Annotated in this window: 29 protein-coding genes and 3 pseudogenes; 12 read left to right on the top strand and 20 right to left on the bottom strand. The window is 67.5% G+C overall.

Annotation, left to right across the window (positions count from 1 at the left end):
- Positions 1 to 2 precede the first annotated feature (2 nt).
- The 6 genes and pseudogenes from ACFYW8_RS41560 to ACFYW8_RS41535 form a co-directional block, all read right to left on the bottom strand.
- Positions 3 to 818 (bottom strand): histone protein, encoded by an 816-nt coding sequence (locus ACFYW8_RS41560; RefSeq protein WP_389091757.1) that lies wholly within the window; start codon positions 816 to 818, stop codon positions 3 to 5.
- 6 nt (positions 819 to 824) lie between these two features.
- The gene (locus tag ACFYW8_RS41555; protein ID WP_389091752.1) at positions 825 to 1,079 is read right to left on the bottom strand and encodes a gas vesicle protein GvpG; all 255 of its coding nucleotides are present in this window, start codon (positions 1,077 to 1,079) and stop codon (positions 825 to 827) included.
- 1 nt (position 1,080) lies between these two features.
- Positions 1,081 to 1,398: pseudogene (locus ACFYW8_RS41550) on the bottom strand (GvpL/GvpF family gas vesicle protein); the annotation flags it as partial.
- 63 nt (positions 1,399 to 1,461) lie between these two features.
- Positions 1,462 to 1,845 carry a gas vesicle protein GvpJ gene (gene gvpJ, locus ACFYW8_RS41545; RefSeq protein ID WP_389091748.1) on the bottom strand — a complete coding sequence of 128 codons (384 nt, stop codon included), beginning with the start codon at positions 1,843 to 1,845 and terminating at the stop codon, positions 1,462 to 1,464.
- A gap of 40 nt (positions 1,846 to 1,885) precedes the next feature.
- Positions 1,886 to 2,206 (bottom strand): gas vesicle protein, encoded by a 321-nt coding sequence (locus tag ACFYW8_RS41540; RefSeq protein WP_389091743.1) that lies wholly within the window; start codon positions 2,204 to 2,206, stop codon positions 1,886 to 1,888.
- Positions 2,207 to 2,689: 483 nt separating this feature from the next.
- Complete coding sequence (locus ACFYW8_RS41535) at positions 2,690 to 3,094, bottom strand: hypothetical protein (protein WP_389091738.1); 405 nt, start codon at positions 3,092 to 3,094, stop codon at positions 2,690 to 2,692.
- 100 nt (positions 3,095 to 3,194) lie between these two features.
- Here ACFYW8_RS41535 and ACFYW8_RS41530 point away from each other — a divergent pair, with 100 nt between their 5' ends.
- On the top strand, positions 3,195 to 3,374 hold the full coding sequence (locus ACFYW8_RS41530; protein ID WP_389091734.1) for a DUF6480 family protein: 180 nt from the start codon (positions 3,195 to 3,197) through the stop codon (positions 3,372 to 3,374).
- A 126-nt stretch (positions 3,375 to 3,500) separates the two neighbouring features.
- Here ACFYW8_RS41530 and ACFYW8_RS41525 read toward each other — a convergent pair whose 3' ends face one another.
- The 6 genes and pseudogenes from ACFYW8_RS41525 to ACFYW8_RS41500 all read right to left on the bottom strand — a co-directional run.
- A complete protein-coding gene (locus ACFYW8_RS41525; RefSeq protein ID WP_389091731.1) occupies positions 3,501 to 4,109 on the bottom strand; it encodes an alkaline shock response membrane anchor protein AmaP in 609 nt (202 codons plus the stop codon).
- A gap of 29 nt (positions 4,110 to 4,138) precedes the next feature.
- Positions 4,139 to 4,846 carry a DUF6286 domain-containing protein gene (locus ACFYW8_RS41520; RefSeq protein WP_389091726.1) on the bottom strand — a complete coding sequence of 236 codons (708 nt, stop codon included), beginning with the start codon at positions 4,844 to 4,846 and terminating at the stop codon, positions 4,139 to 4,141.
- Positions 4,847 to 4,895: 49 nt separating this feature from the next.
- Positions 4,896 to 5,312 carry an Asp23/Gls24 family envelope stress response protein gene (locus tag ACFYW8_RS41515; RefSeq protein WP_389091722.1) on the bottom strand — a complete coding sequence of 139 codons (417 nt, stop codon included), beginning with the start codon at positions 5,310 to 5,312 and terminating at the stop codon, positions 4,896 to 4,898.
- Complete coding sequence (locus ACFYW8_RS41510; RefSeq protein ID WP_261709101.1) at positions 5,309 to 5,479, bottom strand: hypothetical protein; 171 nt, start codon at positions 5,477 to 5,479, stop codon at positions 5,309 to 5,311. The genes ACFYW8_RS41515 and ACFYW8_RS41510 overlap by 4 nt, the downstream gene beginning before the upstream one ends.
- A gap of 82 nt (positions 5,480 to 5,561) precedes the next feature.
- Positions 5,562 to 6,050: an Asp23/Gls24 family envelope stress response protein gene (locus ACFYW8_RS41505; RefSeq protein ID WP_389091717.1), complete on the bottom strand. Its 489-nt coding sequence runs from the start codon at positions 6,048 to 6,050 to the stop codon at positions 5,562 to 5,564.
- Positions 6,051 to 6,515: 465 nt separating this feature from the next.
- Positions 6,516 to 6,827: pseudogene (locus tag ACFYW8_RS41500) on the bottom strand (PRC-barrel domain-containing protein); the annotation flags it as partial.
- A gap of 822 nt (positions 6,828 to 7,649) precedes the next feature.
- On the opposite strand from ACFYW8_RS41500, the gene ACFYW8_RS41495 reads away from it, so the two are divergent.
- The 4 genes and pseudogenes from ACFYW8_RS41495 to ACFYW8_RS41480 all read left to right on the top strand — a co-directional run bounded on the left by ACFYW8_RS41495 (position 7,650) and on the right by ACFYW8_RS41480 (position 10,929).
- Positions 7,650 to 8,024 carry an STAS domain-containing protein gene (locus ACFYW8_RS41495; protein WP_389091827.1) on the top strand — a complete coding sequence of 125 codons (375 nt, stop codon included), beginning with the start codon at positions 7,650 to 7,652 and terminating at the stop codon, positions 8,022 to 8,024.
- Between the two features lie 244 nt (positions 8,025 to 8,268).
- Positions 8,269 to 8,478, top strand: a complete 210-nt coding sequence (locus ACFYW8_RS41490) for a hypothetical protein (protein WP_389091713.1) — start codon at positions 8,269 to 8,271, stop codon at positions 8,476 to 8,478.
- Between the two features lie 296 nt (positions 8,479 to 8,774).
- Positions 8,775 to 9,674 (top strand): annotated as a pseudogene (locus tag ACFYW8_RS41485) (catalase); the annotation flags it as partial.
- 100 nt (positions 9,675 to 9,774) lie between these two features.
- The gene (locus tag ACFYW8_RS41480) at positions 9,775 to 10,929 is read left to right on the top strand and encodes a tyrosine-type recombinase/integrase (RefSeq protein ID WP_389091709.1); all 1,155 of its coding nucleotides are present in this window, start codon (positions 9,775 to 9,777) and stop codon (positions 10,927 to 10,929) included.
- Between the two features lie 400 nt (positions 10,930 to 11,329).
- On the opposite strand, the gene ACFYW8_RS41475 is transcribed toward ACFYW8_RS41480, so the two are convergent.
- The 3 genes from ACFYW8_RS41475 to ACFYW8_RS41465 all read right to left on the bottom strand — a co-directional run bounded on the left by ACFYW8_RS41475 (position 11,330) and on the right by ACFYW8_RS41465 (position 16,075).
- Positions 11,330 to 11,881, bottom strand: coding sequence for a DEAD/DEAH box helicase family protein (locus ACFYW8_RS41475; protein WP_389091706.1), 552 nt, complete (start codon positions 11,879 to 11,881; stop codon positions 11,330 to 11,332).
- Between the two features lie 133 nt (positions 11,882 to 12,014).
- Positions 12,015 to 15,671 carry a hypothetical protein gene (locus ACFYW8_RS41470; protein WP_389091704.1) on the bottom strand — a complete coding sequence of 1,219 codons (3,657 nt, stop codon included), beginning with the start codon at positions 15,669 to 15,671 and terminating at the stop codon, positions 12,015 to 12,017.
- 11 nt (positions 15,672 to 15,682) lie between these two features.
- Positions 15,683 to 16,075 carry a hypothetical protein gene (locus tag ACFYW8_RS41465; RefSeq protein WP_389091701.1) on the bottom strand — a complete coding sequence of 131 codons (393 nt, stop codon included), beginning with the start codon at positions 16,073 to 16,075 and terminating at the stop codon, positions 15,683 to 15,685.
- A 101-nt stretch (positions 16,076 to 16,176) separates the two neighbouring features.
- Between ACFYW8_RS41465 and ACFYW8_RS41460 the strand changes: the two genes are divergently transcribed.
- Positions 16,177 to 16,985 (top strand): IS5 family transposase gene (locus ACFYW8_RS41460; RefSeq protein ID WP_389091696.1). Its coding sequence is split into 2 segments (ribosomal slippage): positions 16,177 to 16,494 and positions 16,497 to 16,985, totalling 807 coding nucleotides; the frame shifts between segments, so codons are not numbered across the junction.
- A gap of 36 nt (positions 16,986 to 17,021) precedes the next feature.
- Here the strand turns inward: ACFYW8_RS41460 and ACFYW8_RS41455 are convergent.
- The 3 genes from ACFYW8_RS41455 to ACFYW8_RS41445 all read right to left on the bottom strand — a co-directional run bounded on the left by ACFYW8_RS41455 (position 17,022) and on the right by ACFYW8_RS41445 (position 19,186).
- The gene (locus ACFYW8_RS41455) at positions 17,022 to 17,951 is read right to left on the bottom strand and encodes a tyrosine-type recombinase/integrase (RefSeq protein ID WP_389091692.1); all 930 of its coding nucleotides are present in this window, start codon (positions 17,949 to 17,951) and stop codon (positions 17,022 to 17,024) included.
- 338 nt (positions 17,952 to 18,289) lie between these two features.
- Positions 18,290 to 18,466 (bottom strand): helix-turn-helix domain-containing protein, encoded by a 177-nt coding sequence (locus ACFYW8_RS41450; protein WP_389091823.1) that lies wholly within the window; start codon positions 18,464 to 18,466, stop codon positions 18,290 to 18,292.
- Between the two features lie 309 nt (positions 18,467 to 18,775).
- Positions 18,776 to 19,186, bottom strand: coding sequence for a transposase (locus ACFYW8_RS41445; protein WP_389091819.1), 411 nt, complete (start codon positions 19,184 to 19,186; stop codon positions 18,776 to 18,778).
- Between the two features lie 25 nt (positions 19,187 to 19,211).
- On the opposite strand from ACFYW8_RS41445, the gene ACFYW8_RS41440 reads away from it, so the two are divergent.
- Positions 19,212 to 20,225 (top strand): NAD-dependent epimerase/dehydratase family protein, encoded by a 1,014-nt coding sequence (locus tag ACFYW8_RS41440; protein WP_389091687.1) that lies wholly within the window; start codon positions 19,212 to 19,214, stop codon positions 20,223 to 20,225.
- Between the two features lies 1 nt (position 20,226).
- On the opposite strand, the gene ACFYW8_RS41435 is transcribed toward ACFYW8_RS41440, so the two are convergent.
- Positions 20,227 to 21,555: a DNA-binding protein gene (locus ACFYW8_RS41435; protein WP_389091682.1), complete on the bottom strand. Its 1,329-nt coding sequence runs from the start codon at positions 21,553 to 21,555 to the stop codon at positions 20,227 to 20,229.
- Positions 21,556 to 21,818: 263 nt separating this feature from the next.
- Between ACFYW8_RS41435 and ACFYW8_RS41430 the strand changes: the two genes are divergently transcribed.
- From ACFYW8_RS41430 to ACFYW8_RS41410, 5 genes are all read left to right on the top strand, one after another.
- The gene (locus ACFYW8_RS41430; RefSeq protein WP_389091679.1) at positions 21,819 to 22,376 is read left to right on the top strand and encodes a hypothetical protein; all 558 of its coding nucleotides are present in this window, start codon (positions 21,819 to 21,821) and stop codon (positions 22,374 to 22,376) included.
- The gene (locus tag ACFYW8_RS41425; RefSeq protein ID WP_389091675.1) at positions 22,373 to 22,957 is read left to right on the top strand and encodes a hypothetical protein; all 585 of its coding nucleotides are present in this window, start codon (positions 22,373 to 22,375) and stop codon (positions 22,955 to 22,957) included. The genes ACFYW8_RS41430 and ACFYW8_RS41425 overlap by 4 nt, the downstream gene beginning before the upstream one ends.
- A 118-nt stretch (positions 22,958 to 23,075) precedes the next feature.
- A complete protein-coding gene (locus ACFYW8_RS41420) occupies positions 23,076 to 24,194 on the top strand; it encodes a radical SAM protein (RefSeq protein WP_389091671.1) in 1,119 nt (372 codons plus the stop codon).
- Positions 24,191 to 24,325 carry a hypothetical protein gene (locus tag ACFYW8_RS41415; protein WP_389091666.1) on the top strand — a complete coding sequence of 45 codons (135 nt, stop codon included), beginning with the start codon at positions 24,191 to 24,193 and terminating at the stop codon, positions 24,323 to 24,325. Before ACFYW8_RS41420 ends, ACFYW8_RS41415 begins: the two co-directional genes overlap by 4 nt.
- 59 nt (positions 24,326 to 24,384) lie before the next feature.
- The gene (locus ACFYW8_RS41410) at positions 24,385 to 25,188 is read left to right on the top strand and encodes an aminoglycoside phosphotransferase (protein ID WP_389091661.1); all 804 of its coding nucleotides are present in this window, start codon (positions 24,385 to 24,387) and stop codon (positions 25,186 to 25,188) included.
- Positions 25,189 to 25,654: 466 nt separating this feature from the next.
- Here the strand turns inward: ACFYW8_RS41410 and ACFYW8_RS41405 are convergent, their stop codons facing one another.
- Positions 25,655 to 26,086, bottom strand: a complete 432-nt coding sequence (locus ACFYW8_RS41405; RefSeq protein WP_389091658.1) for a GFA family protein — start codon at positions 26,084 to 26,086, stop codon at positions 25,655 to 25,657.
- Positions 26,087 to 26,216 lie beyond the last annotated feature (130 nt).

Below are 26,216 nucleotides of genomic sequence, written 5' to 3'. Positions count from 1 at the left end.
ACCTACCTCCCACGACCGGCGCCCTTGGACGCTGCTCGCTTCGATGACGTCGTCTTCGAAGCAGCGGACTTCTTGGCAGGAGCTGTCTTCTTCGCCGCGGCCTTCTTCGCCGTCCTGCCGGCCGCGGTCTTCTTGCTGGGCGCAGTCTTCTTCGCCGCCCCAGGCTTCTCTCCGCCGGAGGGAGCAGCCTTCTTGCGTGCCGCGGGCGCGGGTGCCTTGCGGGACCGGTCGGGTCGCGAACCGCGGGGCCTCCGCGGCTTCGCCTCAGGTTCTTCTTCCTCTTCTGGTTCTTCTTCCTCTGCTTCCTCTTCTGGTTCCTCCTCGTCCTCGTCCTCGTGTTCGTGTTCGGCTTCCGGCTGTTCCTCTTCCTCTTCCGCCTCGGCCTGGTCCTCGTCGTACTCGGCCTCCGGCTCTTCTTCCTCCTCTTCTTCCTCCCCCTCCTCGTACTCCGCGTCCTCCTCTTCCGGGGCGTTCTCCTCCTCGCCCTCCTCCCCTTCGTCCGCCTTCTCCAGAAGTCGGGCCGTACGCTCGCTGAGGGTGCCGGCAAGCGTGGCCATGCCTCGGTCGGCGGCGGCGGTCATCGCCTTGCGGCCCGCCTCCAGCACTTCCCCGCGCAATTGCTCCTGCAACTCGGCGACCTGCGGAATCTCCCCCAGTCTGCGCATCCCTTCGGCGGCGAGCTGGCGAGGTTCAAGGCCGAATCGCCGGCCCGCCAGGTAGGTCGCAATGGACAAGGCCATCCGGCCCTTCTTCGTACGGCCCAGCACATAGCCGCCCACTACCGCAGCCGCGAGAGCCACCTTTTCCTTGTCATCCATGTCTCGTCACCTTCGATCGCTCGGCGTGGAACAGGCCTGCGCGACATGCAGCCGGTCGAGCAGCCGTTCCTCTTCCCGTTCGAACTCCTCCAGGCTGATGCCTCCGTCTTCGAATTCCCGGTTCAGCACGGCCAGCTGCGCACGGAGCACGCACGGGTCGTGCAACTCACGCTCGGCGGCGTCATGGAGTTTCTCCGCCACCCAGATGACGCCGCGGACCGGCGCGATGGGCAGGGTGAGCAGGCCGGTGATCAGTCCCATCTCAGACTCCGATGGCTCGGCCGGGAGTTCCTTCGGCGGAGACGAAGCTGTAGCAAGGCAGCGGACCCGTAAGCCTCAGCTCCACACGGTCGCGATGCGTACGGCCGAATCGCTCTGCAGCGCTTCGGAAGCCATCGCTGTCACCGCGATCGACGAGGAACGACGCATTGAGCACGCATCCCTGGACTTCGGGACCCGCGGCCACCGCACGGGCCCTGGGCGTGAGCTCACGCAGAACTCGCCGGCCGGCCTCGGCGGCCCTGCTCTCCAGAGCGGCCGAGACGGCCTCGCCCAGTCGCAAAGTGGCTTCGTAGCCGGGCACCGGCAGCGGCACTCCCGCGTGGATAATCGCGTAGACGTACACACCATCGCCGGTCACGGCTCACGCCTCCACGGGTCGTCGTCGCCTGCTACTGCCCCGGGCCGGAGCACGCCGCTTCCTCGGCCGTTCCTGCTGCTCTTCCTCGTCCTCATCAGGCTCGTCGGAGTCGTCGTCACCGCCGCTGAGCAGCTCGGGAACGGTAGTGGTACCGGAGTCACGTTCCAGGTCGAGCCGGTTGCACGCCTCCGCGAACCGCAGGTACGTGTCGACACTCGCCACCACGATGCGCGCGTCTATCTTGAGGATCTCGATGCCGACCAGGGACACCCGGACGAACACGTCGATCACCATGCCCCGGTCGAGGATGAGTTCGAGCACGTCGTACAACGTGCCGGCGCGCGGCGGGCACGCCACTACCTCGTCGGAGTAGGTGGTCGCAGGCATGGGGCGTCCTTCCGGTAGTCGGGCAAACCTGAGTCACTGATCACTCATCGGCGGAACCCCGCCGATAGCGGCGGACCCTGCGGTACTCCAGGAGTTCGCCGTCCTGGTCGAGCCGCACCTCGTACGACGCGAGAAGGCTCGTCGTGTCCGGGATCCGCGGCAGCTCAAGGACGTCCACGACGACACACCAACCGTCGTCCTCACGCCCCACCGCTGACACGCCCTCCGTGGGATGGCCGATCAGACCTTCCAGACTCCGGCAGGCAGCACGCGCGGCATCTCCCGCTCCACGCACGGACGGTGCGCGGCGAGCACTGGTCGTCGAGGATTTCCTGGCGCGCGGCCGACGCTCTTCTGCCATGAATTCAAGTCTGGTGCGTATCCGGTTCGGCGCATCTTGAGTGGCCAATCGGGCTTTCGTTCCCGGCATCATGGTCGTCTGCGCCGGGGTCCGGCTCGGCGGGCCAGGACCGCGCTGGGCAAGGCTCACACTCGGCACTCGGCACTCGGCACTCGGTCACGTCGCAAACGGCGTTCGCGGCACGGATGAACGCCGTCACATACCCGGAGGCCGACCAGACCGCCAGCGCGATGCCGAGTGCCGAGCCGATGCCGGAATCGTGCCGCGCGTGCCCCGCCAGAGCTGGACGTGCCGGGGAACCCAGCTCCCGTTGCCCAAGGCGCGGGCCGCAAGGTCGCCTACCTGACGGCCTGGCGACGCGGCTGATCGCCGATCCGGAGTCGACTGCACCATCACCGCGGTGGAAGGCAACTGGACCAAACCCGCCCGGCCCTCCGCGAGCGAAGACGATGCTGACTCTCGGTGACGGATGCAAAGTCTGCTTCACGGCAGAAGTTCCTTGTCCCAGACCGCGCTTGGGTAGTGACCATGTCCGAGGAGTTCGACAAGGTCGGGACCGTCGGTCAGCCACGCTACGAACACATCGTTGCCGAGTTGCGCAGTGCGCCCGAACAGCTGACAGCCCCAGTTCACGATCGGAGACCGGGCCCTGGAGATCGAGCCGATGGGTCCCCGCAGCGGGCCAGTCGCGAACACCGCGTGGCCGGTGGAGCAGTCCCTGACCCGGCTGGCCAAGGACTCGGCCTGCCGGTGACAACAGTCAGCAGGCCGTTGGGCGGCATCGCGCCGACCGGCCGACCGGCGCCGGAAAGCGAAGTCGTTCACGGTCCACCAAGTGCTGGCCGCATCAAAGACGACGCGGAACCGTTCGCCACGATCGACGAGCATCGGAGCGTGCCACCACAGCACTGCGGCAGTCCGTCGACGAGGGACAGATGCCGACCGGTGCGAAGATGCGCCGTCACGAATTCGGGAGGACCGTGGATAGATGACACATCCACTCGTACCGCCAGGTGAGACTCCGCCTGTCGAGGGTTCCATCGCCGAGGCGCATCAGGAGCGGCCGGACGGCGGTATCTGGGAACACCCGTATTGGTGGCTCACGCTTATCGTCCTCGGCTCTGTGATCGTCGCGGGCTACTTCGTGGCCAGGATCAGCGGACTCTGAGTCGGCGGACGGCCGGACCCAGTGCACCCACTTGTGCCGCGATCGGCTGCCGTTGCCAGCCTGGTCTTCGGGCACAGTGACCGGCCCCGAGCGGAAGGGAGCGGACATGGGTGGTCGGCTGCCTTCTTACTGGGCGCGGTGCGGTTTGTGGTGGGCGACCTGTAGGCGTACCTCGGTGGGCAGAAGAGGGGAGCCGGTGGACCGGCTGGCGGTGCGGAGCGGGCCTGAGCAGAGGGCATCGAGGACGACGCCGGGTTCCCCCTGGGGTGTGAGAGCGAGCATGACGCGGGCGCGGGGCTGGGCAGGGCCGCCAGTGATACGTACGGCCGCCTCCTCGACCCCCGGCAAGGCGCCTGCTTCGGCGGTGATCGCGTCGCTCAGCGCCCGGTCGGCCAGCTCGACGCCTTCCCGCGGGGATGTGCCGCCGACGGGCAGCGCCCCTGGGTGGCGTCGGCGGAGTTGGGTGAGCAGCCACCAAAGGGCGAGCAGGGCGACGAGAACGAGGACGGCGATCACCGCGGGCCACCACCACCATCCCTGGCTGCTCCAGCGGGCCCGGTCGGCTGAGCCGAGCAGGACGTCGTTCGGGGTGGTCAGGGGCCAGCCTGCAAACGGGGCGAGATCATGTCGCCGGTAGATGTCGAGCCCGGCGAAGAGGATCAGCAGACCGCCGCCGAGCAGAACCAGTCCGGCGAGGGCCAGCAGACTGCGGTTGAGTGCGGGGCGCGGCGTCATGGTGTGGGCTCCGGTGCTGGGTTTCTCTGTCAGTCGGTACGTCGCCGCACCCGCACGACGATGCGGGGAGGGCGGGCGAGAGCGAGCCGGTCGCGCTCCTCGTCGAGGACGGCGGTGAGATCGTCTTTCACCTGCTGGAGGTCACGGAAGCGAACGTCCGCGCGCGCTTTGACGTGATGGCGGCGCACCCGGATGCGGGCGTTGCCGACTCCGGGTACCTGCATGGCGGCGTCGCGCAGCAGGGCGGCGGCGCCCTCGCGGTCCAGAGAGGCTCGCAGTCCGGGCGCGGGAGAGCGCAGGGGCAGCCAGTGACGCAGGCCGGGGGTGAAGGCCAGGACGATCAACCAGAGACCGACAGCGGCGGCCACGGCGGCTCCCGTGAGCATCCACACGTCGTCCACGGGGCGGGTGGCCAGTTCATCGGCCAGACCCCGTCGCCAGGCAGCCGCAGGGCGTCCCGCCCGTACAGCGACCACATCCACCAGCGCCGCGCCCGCCGCCACGAGAACGAACGAGGCGACCAGTGCGGCCGGAAGGCGGCGCGCGGACCACGGGCGGTGTGTCCGGTGCCCGCCGCCGTCCTCACCGGCCGTCCGGTTCGGTGGGGGTGCGTCGTGTTCGGGCAGACCGGTCCCTGCCGGCTCCCCCGGTTCCTCGGGCTCCTTCGTCAGCGGCACTGGGGCACGGCGCGCGGATGGCCCGGAGTTATGGGCGGCAGGGCTCGGGTCGGGTGTCATTCCGGCCTCCTTCTGGCGTGGCGTGCCCGGCGGCCCGGACCATGGCGGCTCACCGGACCCGTCCCCGGTTCACATCGACGGCGGTCACCAGACGCCGGACGGTGAGGATGACCTCTCCCACCTCCAGGCCGGTCAGCTGAGCCACCCGTTCGGCGACGTCGACCTGGATGCGCTCGCAGACATAGGGGAGGTCGGTGGGGTAGGGCAGGTCCATGGACAGGTGCAGGCGCACCGATCCGGCACGGATGGCGGCGGAGGCCTTGGGCGGCGCCGGTCGGCTCCGGTCGGGCGGTATGGCGGCACGCCGGGACTGGGCCGTGCGTGCGGCCTGGGCGGCGATACGGGCGACCACCCTGTCCGGGATGACGGTGGCGCCCCGCTCTGCCGGGGGCGGCAGGCCGGCGACCTGTGCCGGTGGACCAGACGCATCGCCGAGGGATAGGGATCCGGCTCGGGCAGTAGTCACCGCTGCCTCCGCGTACGGAGGTCGAGGTCACCCTGCAAGGCGAGGCCGCCGATCAGCCCCGCCGTGCCCAGGACCAGAACCAGCAGGAATGCCCAGAAGCCGCCGAAGTAGCCGGCGAAGCCCAGGGCCATGCCGGCCGCGAGGCCCGTCGTTGCTGCGTTCATCATGCACTCACCCGTCTCGCGAGCGCGATCGTCCGTATGATCACCCGCCCATGCACGAGGCATGGCCATGGGTCACGGCGGTCGATCACCTCACGCGGCCCCCGTCCGATGCGGCCTCTTCCTCCTCGTCGTCGGGGAGGTGGACGTCGTCCACGGCAATGTTCACCTCGACGACCTCCAGTCCCGTCATCCGTTCCACGGCGCTGATCACGTTGGTGCGCACCTCGCCGGCGACGTCGACGATGGAGGCGCCGTACTCGACGACGACGTCCAGGTCGACGGCGGCCTGGCGCTCACCGACCTCGACCTTCACCCCTCGCGTGGCTCCGCCTCCGCCTCCCCCTGGGACGCGTTCCCGCACGGCGCCGAAGGCGCGGGCCATCCCCGCGCCCAGGCCGTGGATGCCCGGTACCTCACGGGCGGCCGTGCCCGCGATCTTGGCCACCACGCTGTCCGCGATGGTGGTCTTCCCCCGCGTCTCGGCCGGAGCTCCGGCCCCGGTGCGGCCCTTGAGCGGGCTGACGCCTGTGTCAGGCCGGCTGCCTCCGCCGACGCTGGTGATGTTGTCTGTCATGGTGGTCGCCTCGATCGGTGTGGGACACCTGCGTGGCGCCCATCGAAAGCTGGTGAATGTCGTGCCCCCGACGGTTCGCCGCACAGGAGCCGTACAGAACGCGAGTCCGTGCTCGGTGACGACGTCCAGGTGCGGACTGGACTCGGCGTCTGGAGCCCCGGGGCGTTCCTATCGCCGCTCTTCGGGAGCCACGTACAAACGCAGCCGTGCCTGCCCTGCCGCGGAGCCATCCGCGCCGGCGCGTCCCGGCTCAGAGCCCGTCCTCGCAACGCCGTCTTCGGAACTGTCGGAGCGGGCAGACTCGGTCTCCTGGCCTCCGCGGGCGATACCCGAAGCAGTGGTGTTGTCGTAGGGCAGCGAGGCGCTGTCGCTGCCGTCGGTGACCGTCCGTGCGCGACGGTGGTCCCGTCCGCCCTGGTCAGGCTGGTCGATGACCTGCTGCCAGCCTCGGCCTTCGTCCAGCGCGATGCCGTAGTGCTCGTAGAGGCGGTGTTCCTCGTCCGCCGAGAGGAAGCCTCCGGCATCGACGTCGACGTTGGGGGCGTCTTTGACGGTGGCCTTGGCGTAGGGAACCTCGAGGTGGTCCTCCACCATGGTCGCCTCGCGAGTGGGGACGAAGGACTCGCTGGTGCCGAAGAGCCCGGTCTTGACGCTGACCCACTCGGGTTCGCCGGTCGCATCGTCGAGGAAGACATGCTTGGTGTCGCCGATCTTGTTTCCGTCGACATCGTGCACCGGGTGGTCCAGCACGGTGGCAATCTGCCCTTGAGTGATCATCTTGGCCTCCTGTCTCCCCCTCTTCCGCGTAACCCATAGAAATGCATGAAAACCTATCCATACGAACTAATTGCCCTTATCGGGCATGCTTGTGCAGGGTCCACTGGAAGCCACCGGGACGGCGCCGCAGCAGGCCCGTCGAAGCGAGCACTGACGGCTGACTCGGTGCCGGGCAGGGCACGCCGCGACGTAGCCGACCCTCCACTCGTGACCCTCCGGATCAGGGACGAGAGCTCTGCTTTCTCAGGGCCGGACCGCGCCTGCAGCGTCGCCCCCGCCGGTGCCGGTTCATCGCGCTCGGGCTTGTGCACGGTTGAAGTGTTCGGCTCCGTCACGCGAAGCCCTTCCTGGGCTCGACGGACTGCTCTGTCTCTGAGCGGCTGTTGTCCGCGGCGTTCTGGCCGCAGGCCCAAGTACCGTACAGGGCACCGGATATACGCTCGTCACCGCGCTATCGCACCGTCCACATCCTGAGCGGGGCGGCTCGGGCCGCCCCGCGCACCGAGCAACGACTATGCTGCGTACGGACGTCCCAGACCCTGGCGGCTTTGTCGATGCTCGACTCAGATGGCGCTGGGAGTGGACCTTTCGTCCGTCACCTGGTCCATCCCTGGAGGGAATCGGGTGGGTCCCTGGCGTGACGCACAGGCTGTCGGACCGGCCTCGCTTCCCCTCCCCCGAAGGTACGTCCCTGCCGGCAGCGCGCCACGAGGGTCCGGGAATCCGGCGCTACGGCGTCGGCTGCCGGACGGTCATCAGAACCGAGGCGTCATGCCCCTCCCGCAGCCCACCGTCTAACGCCACGACCGAGGAAGCCGGCCCCTGATCACCCTGGCCGGTGAGATCGACCTGCAATCGGCGCCGCTGGTACGCGCTGCACTGAAACGGTGCCTGGACGACGGCATCCGCACCATCGACGTCGACCTCGCCCGCGTCACCTTTTGCGACTGCAGCGGCCTCAACGCCTTCCTGCGCGCCGCGCAGCAGACCACAGAGGCCGGTGGAACCCTGCGACTGCACCACCCACCACCGACACTGGCTCTGATACTCGACCTCACCGGCTCCGGGTTCCTCCTCCTGGGCCTCCCGTTCGAGCCCCAGCCACCTCTTCTCGGGGACGCCCCGGCCGCGACCGCACCAGCCCCGCCGCACCCGCATGTCCCGCTCGCGCCTGTCCTATCGGGCGATGTGTGGTGACGGCCCGGCCAAAGCAGGGGCGGCCGCACAAGCCCCGTGGCGGCACGTCGTCCGGTGTGGCCGCGGTGCGGTTGCGCCGGGTGAACGGCCGGCCGGCAGAGGGTCTTGGCGGGGAGCCGCGGATCTCGACTTCTGGTGGCTCGGCTGTACCTGCTCGTGCGCTCGGTGTCACGCTCGCGCCCATGCCCGGAGTGAGGCCCGTGATGCGGCCCGCTGGCTCGGCGTCGTCGCCCCGTGGTTGCCCGTGGCGGTGGCTGTGCTCGCCGGGCTGGGCGTCTGGGCGGCACCCTCGCGCCTGGTTGCACTGATCGCCGCAGGCATCGGCATCGGCATCGGCGCCATGATGTGCGGGCCGCTCATCGGACTCGCCGTCATGCGCCAGATCCACCTGGATCGGCACCTCCGGCAGCCCAGTCGCAGGACGCCGCAGCAGCCCTCTACGACACCCTGGTGAGATTCCTCCGGCAGACCATCCTCACCGTGCTCCTCAGCGCCTCGCTGGCCGTGATCGCAGGGCCGATGGGTAGCGCCTTGCCCTGCGGGCGCCACGAGCGCGTCGAGGCCCAGCCTCCCTGACGTTCACAAGCGGAGCCGCGAGACGAAATGGGGCCGTCGCGGACAACCCAGCGGGTGAACCTCCCGCGCGGTCGGGTGTGCGGCTGCGTCGCGGTCACCGACCGGGGTACTCACCTCCAGCGGATCTCACGCGACCCGTCCTCGGGACGGAAAGAGTCCTCCCGCCTCTCCTCAATGATCGGAAACGCTGTGAGTACCAAGAAGAAGAGTCCCGTGACGGCCGTCACCGCCAAGGTCGCCCAGAAGGTCCAAGAGGGCCGCCACCCCGGTAACGAGATCCCGGGCGCGCCGAGTCCGGTGCCGCCGACTGTCGACGAGCCGACCGAGCCGACCGGTCAGCTGCCGCCCAAGCCCGACCAGCGCGGTCCGGAGACGTACAGCCCCACCGGGCAGGTCACCGGGGCCCCGCAGGCGGAGGTCGCGCAGGGCGGGGAATTCTTGACCACGGCACAGGGTGCGCGGCTGTACGACACCGACCATTCGCTGAAGGCGGGTACGCGCGGACCCGTGCTGCTGCAGGACCACCACCTGCGCGAGAAGATCACCCACTTCGACCACGAGCGGATCCCGGAGCGGGTGGTGCACGCCCGTGGAGCTGCCGCCCACGGCGTCTTCCAGGGTTACGGGACTGCGGGCCGGATCAGCAGGGCGGCGTTCCTGGGCAAGGACGTCGAGACACCGGTGTTCGTGCGATTCTCCACCGTGCTGGGCTCGCGCGGTTCGGCCGACACAGTACGCGACACCCGGGGCTTCGCGACGAAGTTCTACACCACCGAGGGCGTCTTCGACCTGGTCGGCAACAACATTCCGGTGTTCTTCATCCAGGACGCGATCAAGTTCCCCGACGTCATCCACGCCGGCAAGCCGCATCCGGACCGGGAGATCCCGCAGGCGCAGAGCGCCCACGACACGTTCTGGGACTTCGTCACGCTGCACACCGAGGCCACCCACCACACGCTGTGGAACATGTCCGACCGCGGCATCCCGCGCTCCTACCGGATGATGGAGGGCTTCGGCGTCCACACCTTCCGCTTCGTCGACACCAACGGCGCGACAACGCTGGTGAAGTTCCACCACATATCACGCGTTTCACGGCTTCGTGCAGGTCAGAGACGTCTCGGACCATCGGCGGTCAGCAAACCGTCAGCATGGGTTCCAGAGGAGTCGACACAGCATGGCGAGCAAGAGCTTGGCCCGCGGCATGGGCACCTTCTTCAAGGACTGCGAGCATCCCCAGTCCCGGTGGTCCAAGTGCCCCCACGAGTACAAGATCCGATACCGGAGCGCGGCCGGGAAGCAGACCGAGGAGTCCGGGTTCGCCACCCAGGACAAGGCCATCACGCGACTGACCGATGTCTACAACGCGAAGAAGGCCGCTCCGAGGAATCAGAGCAGGGCGGATCGCATCCACAAGTACGGGGGGATGCAGTTCAAGGAGTACGCCGCCGAGTGGAAGGCCGGCCAGCGGGATCTCGGCGCGGCGTCCGTCAGGCACCTCGACTCGCTCCTCGAACACCACCTCTTCCCGGCTTTCCAAAGCCGCCGGATGAACACGTTCGACCACAAGGTCGTGGACGGCTTCATTCAGACGATGGAGCGCAACGGTGTAGGTCTGGCCACGCAGTCCAACGCCTACGACAAGCTCAAAGCGATCCTCCTCGATGCTCACCGGCTGGGCATCTTCGATCAGAACCCCCTGGGAGGTATCAAGCCTCCCCAGTACGACCCGACACGTGCGGTCATTCCCTCGGTCCCACAGCTTCGAGAGATACGCACGGCCGATGACGACACGTTCCTTCTGATCGCCGATCTCATGAGCGGCTGCGGGATGCGCAACGGTGAGGCAGCGGCAGTCAACATCAACAACATCGTGGCAGACGACGTCTACCGGATCAGCGAGCAGGTGAACCAGACCACCAGGGACTACGCGCGGCTCAAGCACCGCAAAGCCGGCGAGTACCGTGACGTGCCCCTTCCTGCACGGATCAAGGACACCATCGAGTGGTACGCGGAGAAACACGGCACCGTAGACGGGTACCTTCTCCGCCACCCGAAGGATCCCAGCAAGGCCTTCCCGTACTACGGCCTCGCCAACCGGTGGCGGAGGATCAAGACGGCTGGCCGTGTCGACGTCCCCGAGGGGATGGTGGTCTACAGTTTCCGCCACTTCTTCGCCTCGAACTGCCTCACCAGCGGTATCCCGATCACCGATGTCGCTGAGTGGATGGGACACAGGAGCCTCGACATCACGTTCAAGATCTACTGGCACCTCATGCCAGGCTCGATCGGTAAGGCCGCCAAAATCCTGGACATGGGGCTGGCTACCTGATGCTCCAAAGGTCCCCGGCCAAAGAAGGACCGGGGAGAGTGTCATGAATCAGGCCCTGTCTCACATTCGGTGGTGCCGGAACGTTACGTTGCCGAAGGCCGTCCTCGGACGCTTCCGTTGCAGCTTGGAAGGGACGCGTCCAGCCTTCGGTGCCACCTCTCCGAAAGCGGCCTCCGAGAGGCTCTCGCGGCGCGATTTGCGAGTTGGCCAGCAGTTATTACTCTGCACATCCGACTTCACTCGGTGTTACCGCCGAATGTGAGACAGGGCCGTTGACCGTAAAAACCCCCATCTGGACTTGAAGAACCAATTCGGGGTGGGCGGCGCACCCGCACCCTTGATGCGGCCCTGCCCTCGGCGTTCACGAGATCGCTTACAGAACCGATTTCAGAGATTCCCATCAGCCCTCGCTGTCGAGCAGGCCGGCGCGGGCGGCCCAGATCCTCGGCGTGGCGGTCATGTACAGGCGGGTGGCGGCGGGGATCAGGGTACCGTCGTGGACGGGGCCCCAGCCGTCGCCGAACGCGGCGCAGGTGCAGTGGGCCTCGTCGGCGATCAGCAGATCCCAGGTGTCCAGGCCGCTGGAGTGGGCGACCTTCAGGCGGTGCAGGGAGGCGTAGGTCGCCACCACCGCCGGCCCGCATGCGCCGGCCACCTGGGCCGCAATGGCGGCCGGATCGCTGGTCATGGTGAGTTCCGAGGGCGACAGGCCGCTGTCTTCCTGGGATAGGGAGCACGCGCCGATCAGCAGGCTACGGTAGCCTGCTTCGCGCCACTTGCGAGCGGTCGGCACCAGCACCAGCGTCCCTCCCCGGGGGACGAGTTCGACGGATACGCGTTGGGCAATGAGGGTCTTGCCGCTGGCGGAGACCACCGTCATCCGCCGCCGGCCCTCCCCCGCGGCCGCCCGGATCGCGGCCAGGGCCTCTTGCTGGTGGGGACGTAGCCACATCGCGCTCCTTCACACGGGTGGCCGTGTGCGGCGGCTGGCATGCCGCAGGGCACGGTCGGACCGGCGGGAACAGGCTATATCCCTCGGATCGCACCGGGTTACCGGTTCATCTGCGGTCCTGGGCAGGGAGCCTTCAGCTTCCTGGGTGTGTGAGTACGATCCGGGCGGCGGCCGCCTTCTCCGCGTCAGGAGCGATCTTGTAGAGCTTCATGAGTTGACTTGCGGCCACCACGTGACCGAACCGGGCGACCAGGGCGGCGTAGAACTGGGCGAGCGCCTCCTCCAGCGGGAGCCCGGCGTCGTCGCGGACCGCGATGCCGCAGCGGAGCCCGGTCAGGATGAACGGGAGCGAGGAAGTGTTGACCCACGGTTGGGTCAGGACCTGCCAGACCAGAGCCCTGAGGTTCTGGTTCGCCGCCCCGGGCACCGAGGCTCGGGCCAGGCCGGTGGAGGCGGCAGCCAGCCACAGGTTGATGTCGTGCGGGCGCTGCTCACTGATGTGGGAGATGCAATCCAGCACGAACGATGCCGCGGACTGCGGGTGCGTCCATGCCAGCGGGCGGGACATAGCGTTCGCGACGGCTTTGGCCTGCCAGCCGTCGGCAAGGGCCGCGGCCTCATACAGGTCGGTGGAGTAGTCGATGTCCACGTAGTGATTGCGCAAGAGGTCAGCCTTGATGAGCAGAGCCTCATGGGCACTGAACTGGCCGGCAGCGGCCGTGGCGTCCAGGAGGTCGAGGGTCCCGAAGGCGGGGATGTGCTCAGCACGCGCGATCGCGCGCAGGACCCGGTCGTCGCTCCACAGGACCAGCCCGTGCTCCTTGGCATGGTCGGGCGCGGTGAGCCACTCCTTACCGCGCGTGCCAGGGAGCGGAAAGCGGCGCAGTTCCGGACGTGGAACGCGGGCGACCGATCTGAGGACGTCCACGACACGCACTGACGTGGAACGCAGCCGCTCCAGGTTCGCCACTTCGTCGCTGCGGACCTCTGGCCGCTGTCCCGCCTCGTCCCAGCCCAGCGTCAGCTCCGTCTGCAGCGCGAGGGACTCCTTCGCGTAAAGGGCGTCTTGGAACAGCTGGTCGGTGGTGACCACTTCCTCCAGGCTGCCGATCAGCCGCTCGGCATGGCCCGGATCCAGCAGTGCCAAGGTGTGGGCAGCGGTTGGATCGATGACCGTGCGCACGGAGCGGGCTGTGGCCACCGCTTCGGCTCCCACGCTGGCGGCCAGGGCATCGCCCGCATAGACGAAACCGGCCCCCCGGCGCAGGCTCAGCTCCGTGTAACCCCGACCGGTTACCCACGTCAGGGTGCCCAAGGGGAGCTCGCCGACAGCGACTTTGCTCTGGACTCCCTTGATGTTCTCGTGCGCCTGACGCAATTCGTCGGCAACGTTGACGAGCGGATCATCGTCTGGGCCTAGTGTCACGGCGCGGAACTGGGAGCTGTCGGGAAACCGTTCCAGGTACTCGGCGGTGGCTTCGTTGAGCTGGCCGGCGTCGCTTTCGGACCACCGCTCGGGGGTGCCGGCGGCGCTCAGGTGCAGGGTAGCGATGAACGCGCCGAGGAGTTCCTCGTCATCGGGCCAGCGCTGCATCAGGGCCAGAGCCTGGCCGGCGAAGTTGGCTTCGCTGGAGTGCCTCGCCCCCAGCTTCACCCACAGCAGGGCCTCGTGTCCGGTGCGGGGTTCGATGGGCGTGCCTTGGTAGGCCAGGACATTCCAAGCATCCTCGAACAGGCTGCGGGCTACATGGCAGCGGACCAGCGCCCACCGGGCGTTGTGGTCGTGCGGATCGAGGGCCAGCATGTTGCGCGCCGCGTCGGTGGCCCGGTCGGTGTTGCCTTCCGCCAGCTCCGCCTCGACCAGCAGCGCATACATCTCACCCTGTGCAGCCCAGTCCGGACCGGCCAGCGTCAGGGCCTCCCGCGCGCACACTTTCGTCTGCGCGGGCATGTCGGCATGCCGGTAGGCGTCTGCCGCCATGGCCATCAGGAAGGCGTCACGCCAATGCTCCGCACCCGAGCGCAGCGTACGTGCCCGAAGCTCTCGTTCACCGCTGACCTGGTACCGCTGTGCCAGTGCCAGCACAATGATCCGGCTCTTGGTGACGTTGGCGCGCAGCACGGAGAGGTCGCCGGCGGAGCTTGCGGTCAATGCCCGGGCGATGAGTCTGATCTCGGCGACCATCTCAGGATGGGAGCCTTCGAGGCGGTCCAGGTCGGCCGGTTGCGTCCCGCACTCCGCCATTCCCATTGCGGCCTGGAGTTGTTCCTGCTCGGTGGTGGCCGCGTCCCACACGGCCTGCCAGGCGGCTTGGACCTGCGGAGGGTCGATCTCGCCGTCGCTTTCCCGCTCCAAGATCACGGCGGTGATCTGCGCACGGGCGTAGACACTCTCGACCTGGCTCTGGAGGCGTCGAGCCTCATCCACCCGGCCGGTGAGCGCGGCGAGCACGGCCCGGTACTCAATCAGTCGGGCATCGCGCGCCTCGCGGGCGAGTGCCTGGCCCTCGGGCTGTTCCTGTGTCAGGCCCCAGGCTGTGGCGGCATCTCCGCAGACCTGGGCTGCCTGCACCGCCACCACTGTGGGTGCCACGCTGTCGCCGAACCATGTCCGGCGGCCGTCGCGGGCTTTGATCGCCAGCGCGAGGGCTTCGCGCGCATCCGCGAGCCGGTGCTCGCTCCGGCCGCGGACAGCACAGTCAAGGAGGATGAGAGCGGACAGATGCTGGATGCCGGCCATGATGCCGTCCGGGTCTGCGGCACGCAGCCGGGCCAGGGCGGCGGCGTCCTGACCTGTGCTGGTCAGCGCGTGGGCTTCCAGGCCGGCTTTGAATGCCCGGGCAGTCCGGGTTGCCGGCTCCCAGGATGCGAGATGGCCCAGAGCCTTCTTCCAGTCGCTGTCGAACAGTGCCAGCATTCCGAGCAGGAGAGGTGAGCTGGGATTGTTGTTCGTGACGAGAAAATCGCGCGCATCCTGGTCCGTTCCGGCCGCGCTGATCTGCTGTGCTTCCCGCGCGACCCACAGGTCCCGCGGGAAGCCGCCATCATCGATGCAACGCTGGAAGAACGTGACCGAAGCCTGGTGGGCCTCGTAGTCCGAGGCAAGTTGGGCCAGCCAGGCGAACGCCTGCGGGGGTGCGTTCTCCATCCAACTCGGAAACCGGTGGGCCCACTGCGTCAAAAGCGCCTCGCGCTCCGTCGGGCAGCTCTGCAAGAGCCCGACTGCCTGCTCCACGGCCGGCCACGCTCCCGTCAGGGCCTGTGCCTCTTCCTGTGCCCGCAGGCTCAAGGTCCGCAGCCCCGTCTGGAAGTCCGTCCGTGTATCGAGACGGTGGAGGATTTCGCGGCTGCTGCCGGCAATCTGGTCAAGCACCGCTACGAGTTCGTCGCGCAGGGCGGTGCACATGCCCAGCAGGTCTTCCTCGCTGAGATCCCGCAGGCCCGCCAAGGCGCCCTGGCCTTCAGCCTCACGATCGTCTTTCCATCCCTCCAGCAACTCGACCGGGTAGGTGGCGCTGTTGGGGCCGTCGACCGTCTTGTGGTGAGGAGTACACAGCAGCATCAGGTTGCCGAAGCTGTTGCGCTGCTTGACCGTCCAGAACGGATCGAACCGCGGACCACCGCTCTCGAAGGCGCGGATGTGAGCAATCTCCAGGTTGAGCATCGGCTCAGCACCGACCATCCGGATGACTGGCTCACCACAACCAGGCCAATAGCACGCGCCGCGGGCCAACGTCATCAGCCCGGCGATCGTCGCGTTGGTGTAACTACGACGCGGTTGCGAAGTCACGGCGCCCCCACTCATGTCAAGACGGCCAATCTATCGACCAGCACTGACAGCACACCTGCACACAGGGCAACAGGCCATGAGGGCGGCCGACGCGGCAGGTCCCTGGTCCGGGCGCTCAGGTAGGCGGTGGCCGCGAACGTTCCAACGGGCACGAGGGTAATCCGGGCCGCTTCGACCAAGGTGCCGACGACGGGCCGGGCGTTGCAGTGCCTGGTGCAGGAGAACACGCCCAGCGGCGCCGGCCGGTCGAAATCCCGGTAGCCGCTCAGCTGCCCCAACACCCCGCAGGCGAAGGGTACCTGCGCGCTCGGGGTGCCGCCGAAGGAGGGATCCATCTCGTCCAGCCCGTCCAACACCGGCAGGACCATCCCGTGCGCGAATAGCAGCAAAACGGGCGCTTGCACGTCGAACCCGGTCGACGCGCTCCGTAGAGCTCGTAACACGATCTTGTTGAGGTGCGCTGGTTGGGCGTGACCGGTCTGACGATTCAGCCGTTTGCGATGCTGTGAGTGCTCGGCGGTGGATCGTGGACGGCGACTTGTGGGCGCTGATCGAACCGCTGTTGCCGCCCTGGTCCGAGCGGTCACCAGGTCCGCGGCCGGTGGCGGACCGGCTCTGTCTACAGGGCATTCTCTACGTCCTCTGCAACGACATAGCCTGGCAACTCCTGCCGCCGGAGCTAGTGTTCGGCTCCGGACAGACCTGCTGGCGCCGCCTGGAGCAGTGGCAGCAGGCAGGAGTCTTCGACCAGCTGCACCGCATCCTGCTCGCCGAGCTGAACGCGGCCGGCCAACTCGACTGGTCGCGGGCCTGCGTGGACGGCTCCCATGTCCGCGCGAAAAAGGGGGTGCCGACACCGGTCCGTCGCCGGTCGACCGGCGAAAGACGGGCAGCAAACACCACCTGATCTGCGACGGACACGGAACTCCGCTCAAGGTCATCACGACCGCGGCGAACGTCAACGACGTCACCCAGATCCTCGCCCCGGCCGACGGCATCCCACCCGTCGCCGGCCGCCCCGGCCATCCCCGAAGGCGTCCAGAAGCCCTGCTCAGAGACAAGGGCTACGACTCCGATCCGAACCGCGAAGAGCTCCGCAAGCGGCGGATCCTGCCCGTCATCTCCCGCAAGGGCGCACCGAACATCAAGGGCATGGGCAAGCTCCGTTACGTCGTCGAGCAGACCTTCGCCCTGCTCCACCACTTCAAACGACTCGTCGTCCGCCGGGAACGCCGCACCGAACTCCACGACGCCTTCGTCTCCCTCGCCTGCAGTCTGATCTGCTGGCGACGCCTCAAGAAAGCCTGCTCATGATCGCGTTACGAGCTCTATACCGTCAGATTTAACGAACTACCGGTAATCGACAGCTCCCTGACCTTCAGGTAGGTCGGTGTCGAGGATCTTGGCGGCCTTGCCGATCGAGCCGGGCATGAGGTGCCGGTAGATCTTGAAGGTGATGTCCAGGCTCTTGTGCCCCATCCACTCGGCGAGGTCGGTGATGGGAATGTTGTGGGTGAGGCAGTTCGAGGCAAAGAAGTGACGGAAGCCGTAGATGACCATCCCCTCGGGAATATCCGCAGTTCCCGTCTCCTTGATCCTCCTCCACTGATTGTGGATGTGGTAGTAGGGAAATGGTCTGCCCTGGTCGCCTGGGTGCCGCAACAGGTAACCGTCCACCGTGCCGTACTTGTCCGCGTACCACTCGATGGTCTCTTTCACCCTCGCGGGCAGCGGCACGTCCCTGTACTGGCCTTCCTTGCGATGCTTGAGCCGACCGTATTCCCGGGTTGTCTGGTTGACCTGCTCAGTGATCCGGTAGACGTCGTCCGCCACAATGTTGCGGACGTTCACGGCAGCCGCCTCGCCGTTGCGCATTCCGCAGCCGCTCATCAGATCCGCGACCAGAAAAAAGCTGTCGTCGCCGGCCGCACGTATCCCACTCAACTGGGCTACCGAAGGAATCACCGCCCGCTTCGGGTCGTACTGCGGAGGCTTCACACCCTCCAGCGGATTCTCGTCGAACAGCCCCAACCGGTGCGCATCCAGCAGAATCGACTTCAGCTTGTCGAAGGCGTTGGACTGCGTGGCTGGCCCGACACCCTCACACTCCATCGTCCGAACGAACCCGTCCACGACCTTGTGGTCGAAGCTGTCCATCCGCCGGCTACCCAGAAGCGGATACAGATGATTCTCCAGCAGCGAGTCGAGATGCCGCACCGACGCGGGCCCCAGATCCCGCTGGCCCGCCTTCCACTCAGCTGCATACTGCGAAAACCGCATCACCCCATACTTCGCAACCCGCTCCGCCTTCGCCTGACCCCGCGGAGCCGCCCGCTTCGCGTGGTAGACCTCCGTCAACCGCCGGACGGCCAAGTCCTGGGTAGCGAACCCGGACTCCTCCACCTGCTTCCCGGCCGGGGACCTGTACCGGATCTTGTACAGGTGCGGGCACTTCGACCACCGCGACGAGGGATGCTCACAATCCTTGAAAAACGACCCCATCCCACGAACCAACGACCGAGACACCATACGAAGTAAATATCCAAACAGCTAAATAGTTGACCAATGAGATATCCCCGTCACGCAAATCGACCACTCTCGCAAGCCGTCAATTCTGGTCAAAAATCCCCCACCTTCTGCTGCTTAACCCACGTCTCAACTTCCGAAATCTTGAACCGAATCTTCGCATTTCGACCTACCCCAAACTTGTAGGCAATCAATCCTGACCGGGTAGCATTCCTATACAACCACGCAACCGAAACATCCAGATACTCGGCCGCCTCCCTGACTCCCATGAACTGCACGACCACCCCCCTCTCTCGGAATTTCTCCCTCTGACCCAAAATAACACCCCCTATCAAGCGCCACAATCGAAGAATTCGCATCATCAAGGCAGTACACGGCGCCGCTCTCCTTCCCTGCGGTTTACAGCCCTTTCCACTACTCCCGCCACTCCCCGTCGCCAAGCACAGCCGAATACGAGCACTCTCAATGGTCGCCACAATCGCCGGTTTGGCTAACCGGCGATCACGGTCTATGTTGCGATCCCAGTGCAGCCTCCCGCCGCCGGGCTTCGGCGTAGTCGCATGACGTCCGGTTCGTGATCATCCGAGGCCGAGGAGAGCGAGGGGGCGGCGAGGGTCGCGGGCGTTGCGGCGGAGGCCGGCCGCGATGTTCTTCACTCCGACCGTGCGGAGGGCTCCGATGGCGAGGTTGCGCCAGGTGGCCATCGCGCGGGGCGCGTTGCCGGTCCGCAGCTGGGAGGCGTCCTCGGCGAAGGTGGTGTCGCGGACATGGTGCAGGGCCTCGATCTTCCAGTGGTCGCGGACGAGTTCGGCGAGCTGGGCCGCGGTGGCCTGCTCGGCGGTCAGGCTGGTGACGGCGTAGACCGTCTTGACGGTGGTCCTGCCGGTCTTGCGGTCGGTGCGCCGGCGCTTGATCTGGACAGCCTGGCGGGCGCCGGGCGTGGGCCTCGCTACCGACGGCACCGACAGTGCGGGGCGCTTCCATCGCATTCGGCAGCACGGCAGGATCCACTCCATGAGGATTCTCGTCATGGGCGGTACGTGGTTCCTGGGCAAGCGCATCGCAGAGGACGCACTGGCGCGAGGCTGGGAGGTCACCACGTTCAACCGTGGGCTCTCGGGCAGCGACGTGCCAGGCGTGGAGACGTTCCGCGGCGACCGTACGAACATCACCGGCCTGAACCGCCTTGCGACACAGGGGCCGTGGGACGCGGTGATCGACACGTCCAGCTCCGATCTCGCACCCCGAGACGTCCTGGCGGCCGCGGCCGCGTTGCGCCCGGTCGTGCACCGATGGGTGCACATCTCCACCGTGTCCGTCTATCAGGGCTGGCCGCACCTGCCGCTCACCGACGACTCACCGCTCCTCGAATGTCCGCCGGACGCCGACGAGTCGTACGGCTACACCGGCGCTGACGGCTCGCCCACCCAATACGGGTTCCAGAAGGCCGGCGGCGAGCGGGCCGTGACCGAAGTCTTCGGCGACGCTGCGGTGTTTCTCCGCCCCGGAGTCATCCTCGGCCCCGGCGAGTACGTGGGCCGCCTGCCTTGGTGGTTGGAGCGGGCCAAGCGGGGCGGTCGCATCCTCGCCCCGGCTCCTGCCGAGCAGCGCATTCAGCCGGTCGACGTGCGCGACGTCGCCCGCTTCGCTCTCACGCAGGCAGCAGGCTCGGCGTGCGGCGGCTTCAACGTCACCCACCCCGACGGCATCTCGTTCCGCGACTTCCTGGAAGCGTGCCTGACGGAGACGGGCGGTGCCGGAGCACCGGTCTGGGTCGATCCCTCGGAACTGATCGAGCAGGGCGTCAAGCAGTGGACAGAGCTGCCTCTGTGGCGTACCCACGCCGGGGTGTGGGCGGTCGACTCCAGCCGCGCAGCGGCGGCAGGGCTGGAATGCCGCAGCATCGCTGAGACGATCCGTGACACATGGCAGTGGTGGGCGGCCGATGGGCGTCCCGTGGACCACCCGCGGTGGGCGGAGCACGGGATCGCCCCGGAGACGGAGGCGAAGATCCTCGCTTCGTTGTGAGTCAGCCCTCGATCGCGTGGAGCCCTATGTGCGGGCCGATCCGGTGGGGCGGAGAGACGCGGTTGTAGTCCTCGATACGCTCTACCAGCGCCGCCGGCGTCTGTGCGCCGTGGTACTCGGGCCTGGCCAGATACCGCGCGATGCGTGCCGTACGGACGACGATCCCTGTCTGCCGGTGTTCCGCCGGCACTGCCCACACCGGTTGGAGGGCGTCGGCCGCGCCGTCCACGTCGTCGGCCAGAATCCGGGCATAAGCAAGGTCTGCCGCCGCACCGGCACGCACATGTTCCGACTGCTGCTCGCTCGGCCGTTGCCCAATGAGCTCCAGAGCTCGCCGCGCGTCAGCTTCGGCTTGCGCTGCATCACCCATGAGCAATGCTGTCGTGCTGGTGGACATGGCCAGCCGTTCCAGCGAGAACGCGAATTCCCCACCGACCTCATCGTGGAGCTCGTCGCGACGGCCCATGCCGTCTTCCGCGGACAGCAGTATGGCCCGCCGGGCACTGCTCACATCGCCGAGATGCGCATGCGCTCGGGCCTTGATGGCGTGCAGACGCCGGTGGGCCGTGTCTCCGAGACCGCCGTACGTCAGCGCGCGCGTGGCCTTCGCCGCCGCCTCGGTGGCGCTGCCCGTGTGGTAGGCGATGTAGGCCAACGTGCCGTCGGCGTAGGCCTGAAGGGGGGTGAACCTGGTGGTCTCGCCGAACATGGCAGCCGTACGCGCAAGGCTGCGGGCGCTCGGGAAATACCCGAGGTCGAACGCTGCGACCGACAGCAGAGCAGCCGACTGCCCGTTCAGGATCATGAGCTGCTGCAGTTGGACGGGGACCTGCGTCCGGTCCCGCTGCCGCTCGATCAGCAGGCGCAACCGATCAGCCTCTTCATAAGCCTGCGCCGGCGACACCAGGTGGTATCGCTGGGCGATACCTGTCACCTGGTCTCGCAGCTCATCAATGGTGTTGTCGGAGATGGACGCCGATGCGGTTGCATCGGCGCCTTGGAGGGCGTCATCTGCGGTCATTCGAACTCGCTCTTCCAGGTCATTCGCGGGTGCCTGGGGATCGGTCTGCGGCGGCGGCCCGAACAGCTCCTCGGCCTTGTACTGGGGCCACATCGCTTCCAGAACCTGGCAGGTCGCCGGGCCGGGGGATGTCGCTAACTTGCCGCCCGTCCACCGCCGGAACTGCGTTTCACCGCACGTCGGGTTGTGGGGACTGTTCCCAAAGAGCCGCACACCAGCCTCGGTGAACCGCTCCTCGAACCGCCGGTAGGGAAGCCTGTCCCGGTCACACAGCCACGCGAGCAGTGTCCTCGGCTCAGTACTTCTCATCCCGCCCCCAGTCTGCGGCACCACGATCAGCCGGCCTACACGCCGATCCCTTCTCCGGGAAGGGGATACCGCAACCGCACACCGCCACAACCCAGCCCGTGCAGAACGCACTTCAAAGCTACCCGGAGGCCACCTGCACCGCCCGAAAGAGGCGAAGAGGCCACGTTGCAAGCCATGGTGAGGCCACGGGCCACGGGTGAACGCTGATCGCCTACTAGCCGAGAGTACGCAACCGAGCACAATCGTGAACCTGGGAGTCCCCCGTGAATTCGCGCGCAATCGAACCCGCAGCCCCAGCGGACCCCCCGCCCGGGGGTGTGACCGTCACCGTGCTGCGCCCGGCCGACACTGCGACCACGCTTCTGCCGCTGCCCGCAGAGCGGTCCCCGTTCCGGTGGACTGCCCGCCTGACCGCCAACGACGGGGCGGCAGCGAACACACGGCTGCGGGCCCGCCCCCGCCTCACCATGTCCAAGTGGCCCGGCAACATCGACGCCGCCGCCCGGGTCGCCTCCCACCTGGCCGACAACGCCGTCCGGCACGGGAAGCCATTCCCCGACGACAAGATCGTCCTTCGGCTGCTCGCCCACGGCGAAACGGACGAACTGCTCGTCGAGGTCGACGACGCGTTCCCCGACTTCCCGGGCTTCGACCAGGTCGCGAACCAGAGCCCCGAGCCCCGCCTCTCACCCTCTGGACTGTGGTGGCCTGCCCACTACCGCGGCACGATCTCGTGGGACCTGAAGAGGGATGGCGACGGGATGGTCATTGGCAAGACCGTACAAGCTCTTCTCCCTGCAACCTGGGACGGTTCCGCATGACGCCCACACCCCTTCCCCAGCGGGCGGCGAAACCGCTCCGCGGAATGCCGGACAGCGTCGACTTCGCGACACGTGACCTGGACATCACACCCGAGGACGTCGCCACGGACATGGGCAGCCTCGCCACACGCGTGCGGAACCTGATGAAACTCCAGCAGGGGAGACCATTCCGCTTACCGTTAGGCGGCCGGTTCTTCGACATCGTCGTCACCGCCTCCGGCCCCGACGCCTACGCCGTCGTGGACCTCATGGACATCGCCCAACACGCACCCGGCCACCGCCTCGACGCCTGCGGCCCCGTCATCGAGGACCCGCAGCGGGGCTGGCTCATCTGGCTCGTCCCCCCGGGCACGCACGCGGTCTGGGAGCCCAACCGCTACGGCACATGCCTGGGCGCCCCCTACGAACTCGCCCTGCCGCCGCTGCTCCAGACGGAACCGCCAGGCCCGTACTGGCTGCGCCCGTGCCGCGGCGACCGACTCGTGCCGCACTGGCCCCTGGCCGACTTCCTCGGCCGGTTCAAGCCCGGCCCGATCCCGCACGAGGAAGTCCTCGGAGCTGTTCTCAGCACCATCTCCTGATCTCCGCGTGCGGCGGTGGTGTACGCCCTGATCCCCGCCGCCGCACGCGGTTCCACTTCCCGCTGCCGGACAACTGCCCTGACACCCGGCGGCAGGGAATCAACCGCGAGGGAACACCATGCGTCAGCTTGTTGCCACACCGTTCGGAGACCGCCGCCTCGTCTTACGGCGAGGCAGTCCGAAAGCCGTACAACTCCCCCACCCCAAGTTCGAGGAGCTGCGCGCCCTGAGCGCCCTCCCGAGCAGCGTGCCCGGATGGCTGGTCGACGCTGTGGCCGCTCAGTGGCAGATGGACGTCTCCGGCCAGGCTCTCGCCGACGTCCTCCTGCTGCGGGAGGCGGGACCGTACGAGTTCAGCCGGGCGACGTGGGAGATCAATCTCGGCTGTGACTACGACTGCGAGATGTGCTACCTCGGAGAGAAGCGGTTCGAAGGCCTCGACATGGCGGGCAAGCGCACGCTGCTGACGGTGATGCGCGATGCCGGGGTGATCTGGCTCCAGATCACCGGCGGGGAGCCGCTGATCGATCCCAACTTCGCCGAATCGTACGAACTCGCCAACGAGCTGGGCATGCAGCTCGAAATCCTCTCCAACGGCTCACAACTGCGCCGGGAACGCATCCTGGACGTGCTCCGCGCCTACCCGCCGACGAAGCTGACGCTGAGCTTGTACGGCGCGACGGCCGACACGTACGACGCGGTGACCCGCCGACGCGGCGGCTTCGCCCGGTTCCGCGAAGGGGTGTACAAGGCCCTCGAAGCCGGGCTGAGGGTCGATCTGAGTCTGATCATCGTGCGGACCAACGCGCACGAGGTCAACGCCATGCGTGCCTGGGCCGCCGAGCTCGGGGTGCCGTTCCGCGAGTACGCCAACATCTCGCCCACGATCCACGGCACCGCGGAAACCCTGCCGTCCCAGTCACCCGAGTACCTCACCGACCGGAAACCGTTCACCGGCTGCCCGGCGGGCGTGACGTTCTTCCACGCCGACCCGTTCGGCCGCGCCTCGATCTGCAAGGTGGGCCGGGAGCCCAACATCGACCTGACCGCCGAGGGCGTGCCAGGCCTTGCCCGACTCGGCCAGATCGCCGAGTCCCTCATGCTTCGCACCGGAGGATGCAGCGGCTGCAAACTCTCAGCCACCTGCCGCGTGTGCCGACCGATGGCACGGGTCTTCCAGGAAGCGAAGGCGCCACTCAGGAACTACTGCCAACACGGAGAGAAGAGGTCGTCATGACTGCTGTCATGGTCGAGATCACGCCCGCACCCGCGCCCGCTGACCCGGCCGAGATCGTCCTGGTCGGCGACATCGCCGAGCTGACCGCAAGCGTTGAGTCCGGCTGCAACGACGACAACCCGTACAAGTAGCTCAACCGTCGGGGCCGCGCATCACGCGCGGCCCCAACGCCCGTACCTCTGGAGAATTCATGCCCACTCCGCGTATCACCGAGCTGCCGGACGAAGTGCGCTCGCTGATCGAGAAAGCCAGCGGTCGGATCACCGATATCGGGACCGTCCACGCGGGCCTCAACAGCTCCATCGCCGTCATCGTGCGAACCAGCACACGCACCCTGTTCGTCAAGGGCCTGCCGCTCGATCACCCCCGTGTCTGGACGCAACAACGCGAGGCGGACATCGCCCCGTACGTCCGCGGCATCGCCCCCGAACTGCACTGGCTCGTGGAAGCCGACGGATGGAGCCTCCTCGGCTTCCAGTACGTCGAGGGAAGTCACGCCGACTTCACACCCGGCTCCTCCGACCTGCCCGCCGTCTCCGCAGCCATGGCGCAGCTTGCCGAGCTCCCGGTCCCCGACATCGAACTGAAGGAGATCACTCACCGACTCCGCGGCTACGTCGACGACCGCGCCGACCTGAAGTGGTTCGAGGGGAACAGCCTTCTTCACACGGAGTGGAACCCACACAACGTCCTCATCACGAAGGCCGGCGCCCTGTTCGTCGACTGGGGGTGGGCATCGACCGGCGCAGCATGGATCGACCCCGCGCTCTGGCTGCTGTGGCTGATCGCCCACGGCCACACCGTGGAACAGGCCGAGAGCGTGGCCGCCGCACACCCGGCGTGGAAGCTCGCCCCGCCCGCCGGGCTCGACGCCCTCGCCCGCGCCCAACAGCGCCTGTGGGACTCCATCGCCGAACAGAGCCCTGACGAGTGGGCGCAGCCGATGCAGGCCGCGGCCCGGGTCTGGAACATGCACCGGCAACACCAGCACTGACCCGATACGGCCCCGCTCGTCCGCTCCACTCGAGGCGGATGGGCGGGGCTTTCCGCTGCCCCCAGCGAGTCGCTGAGATAGGTGTCCCAAGTCGGACTCTCTTGGGCAAGGGTGAGAAGGGGCACCTCCATGCCGCGGCTGCGCAGCAGGTCCATCAGGGTGTCCTGTTGGGCACGGACGGTGTCTGGGGCGTACGGCCTCCAAGAGCTGGTGACCTTCTGGCGAGTCAGAACAGGGTGGACTTCGGGGCCGTCGAGGCCGTGGGTGATGTTGCTGGCATAACGGATGGCACCGTGGCGCAGAGCGCCGTACTTGCTGGCGGCGTGCGGAGTGAGCACCACGCATCCTCCAGAAACTGCTGCTGGACGAGTCGGACGACGAGCCGGCGCGGCACAGACAGCCCCAGGCAGGACGGCCCCCGGGGCTGTCGGGTCAGGGCTGCTGGCCCCTGGAGGTCTCGCGGGTGTCAACCGACGGGGCTGGTCTGGGTGTTCGGGACCTGCGACAGCCAGTGCACGGCGTCGTCGCGGAAGGACTGGTTGACGGGGACGAGGTCGGCTCCGCTGGTGTCGTCCAGGGCCGTGACGACGATACCGAGCTCGGGGACGTCTCTGTCGATCGCCGCGAGGCGGCTGCCACAGTGAGGGCAAAAGCCGCGCTGGGCCTCGCCCTCGAACGTCTCGAACCAGGTCGGCTCGATCCCGTTGGTCCAGGTGACATCGTCCAGGGCGAAGCCAGCCCACCACATCATCGGGCCGCCGCCGAGCTTCTTGCAGTGCGAACAGCTGCACGTGTGCGGGTAGACGGCCTTGCCCTTGGCGGTGAAGCGGATCCGCCCGCACAAGCATCCGCCAGAGCGCTCCTGGACGGCAGCAACAATGTCGAAGATAGCGTTCATCGGTTCATATCCCATGCACGGTGGGCGAGTTGAGCCCACCAGTGTGTCATCCCCTCGGCGATCGGCAAGAAGCCGTCCAGCGCCTGGGGCAGCTCGACGTGGAAAAATTCACTCTCCTTGATGAACCAGG

Origin of the sequence: Streptomyces sp. NPDC002742 (genome assembly GCF_042888885.1) — a bacterium.
Taxonomy (GTDB): Bacteria; Actinomycetota; Actinomycetes; order Streptomycetales; family Streptomycetaceae; genus Streptomyces.
The sequence above is the reverse complement of the archived record's forward strand: the minus strand, read 5'-3'. Positions and strand labels throughout refer to the sequence as shown.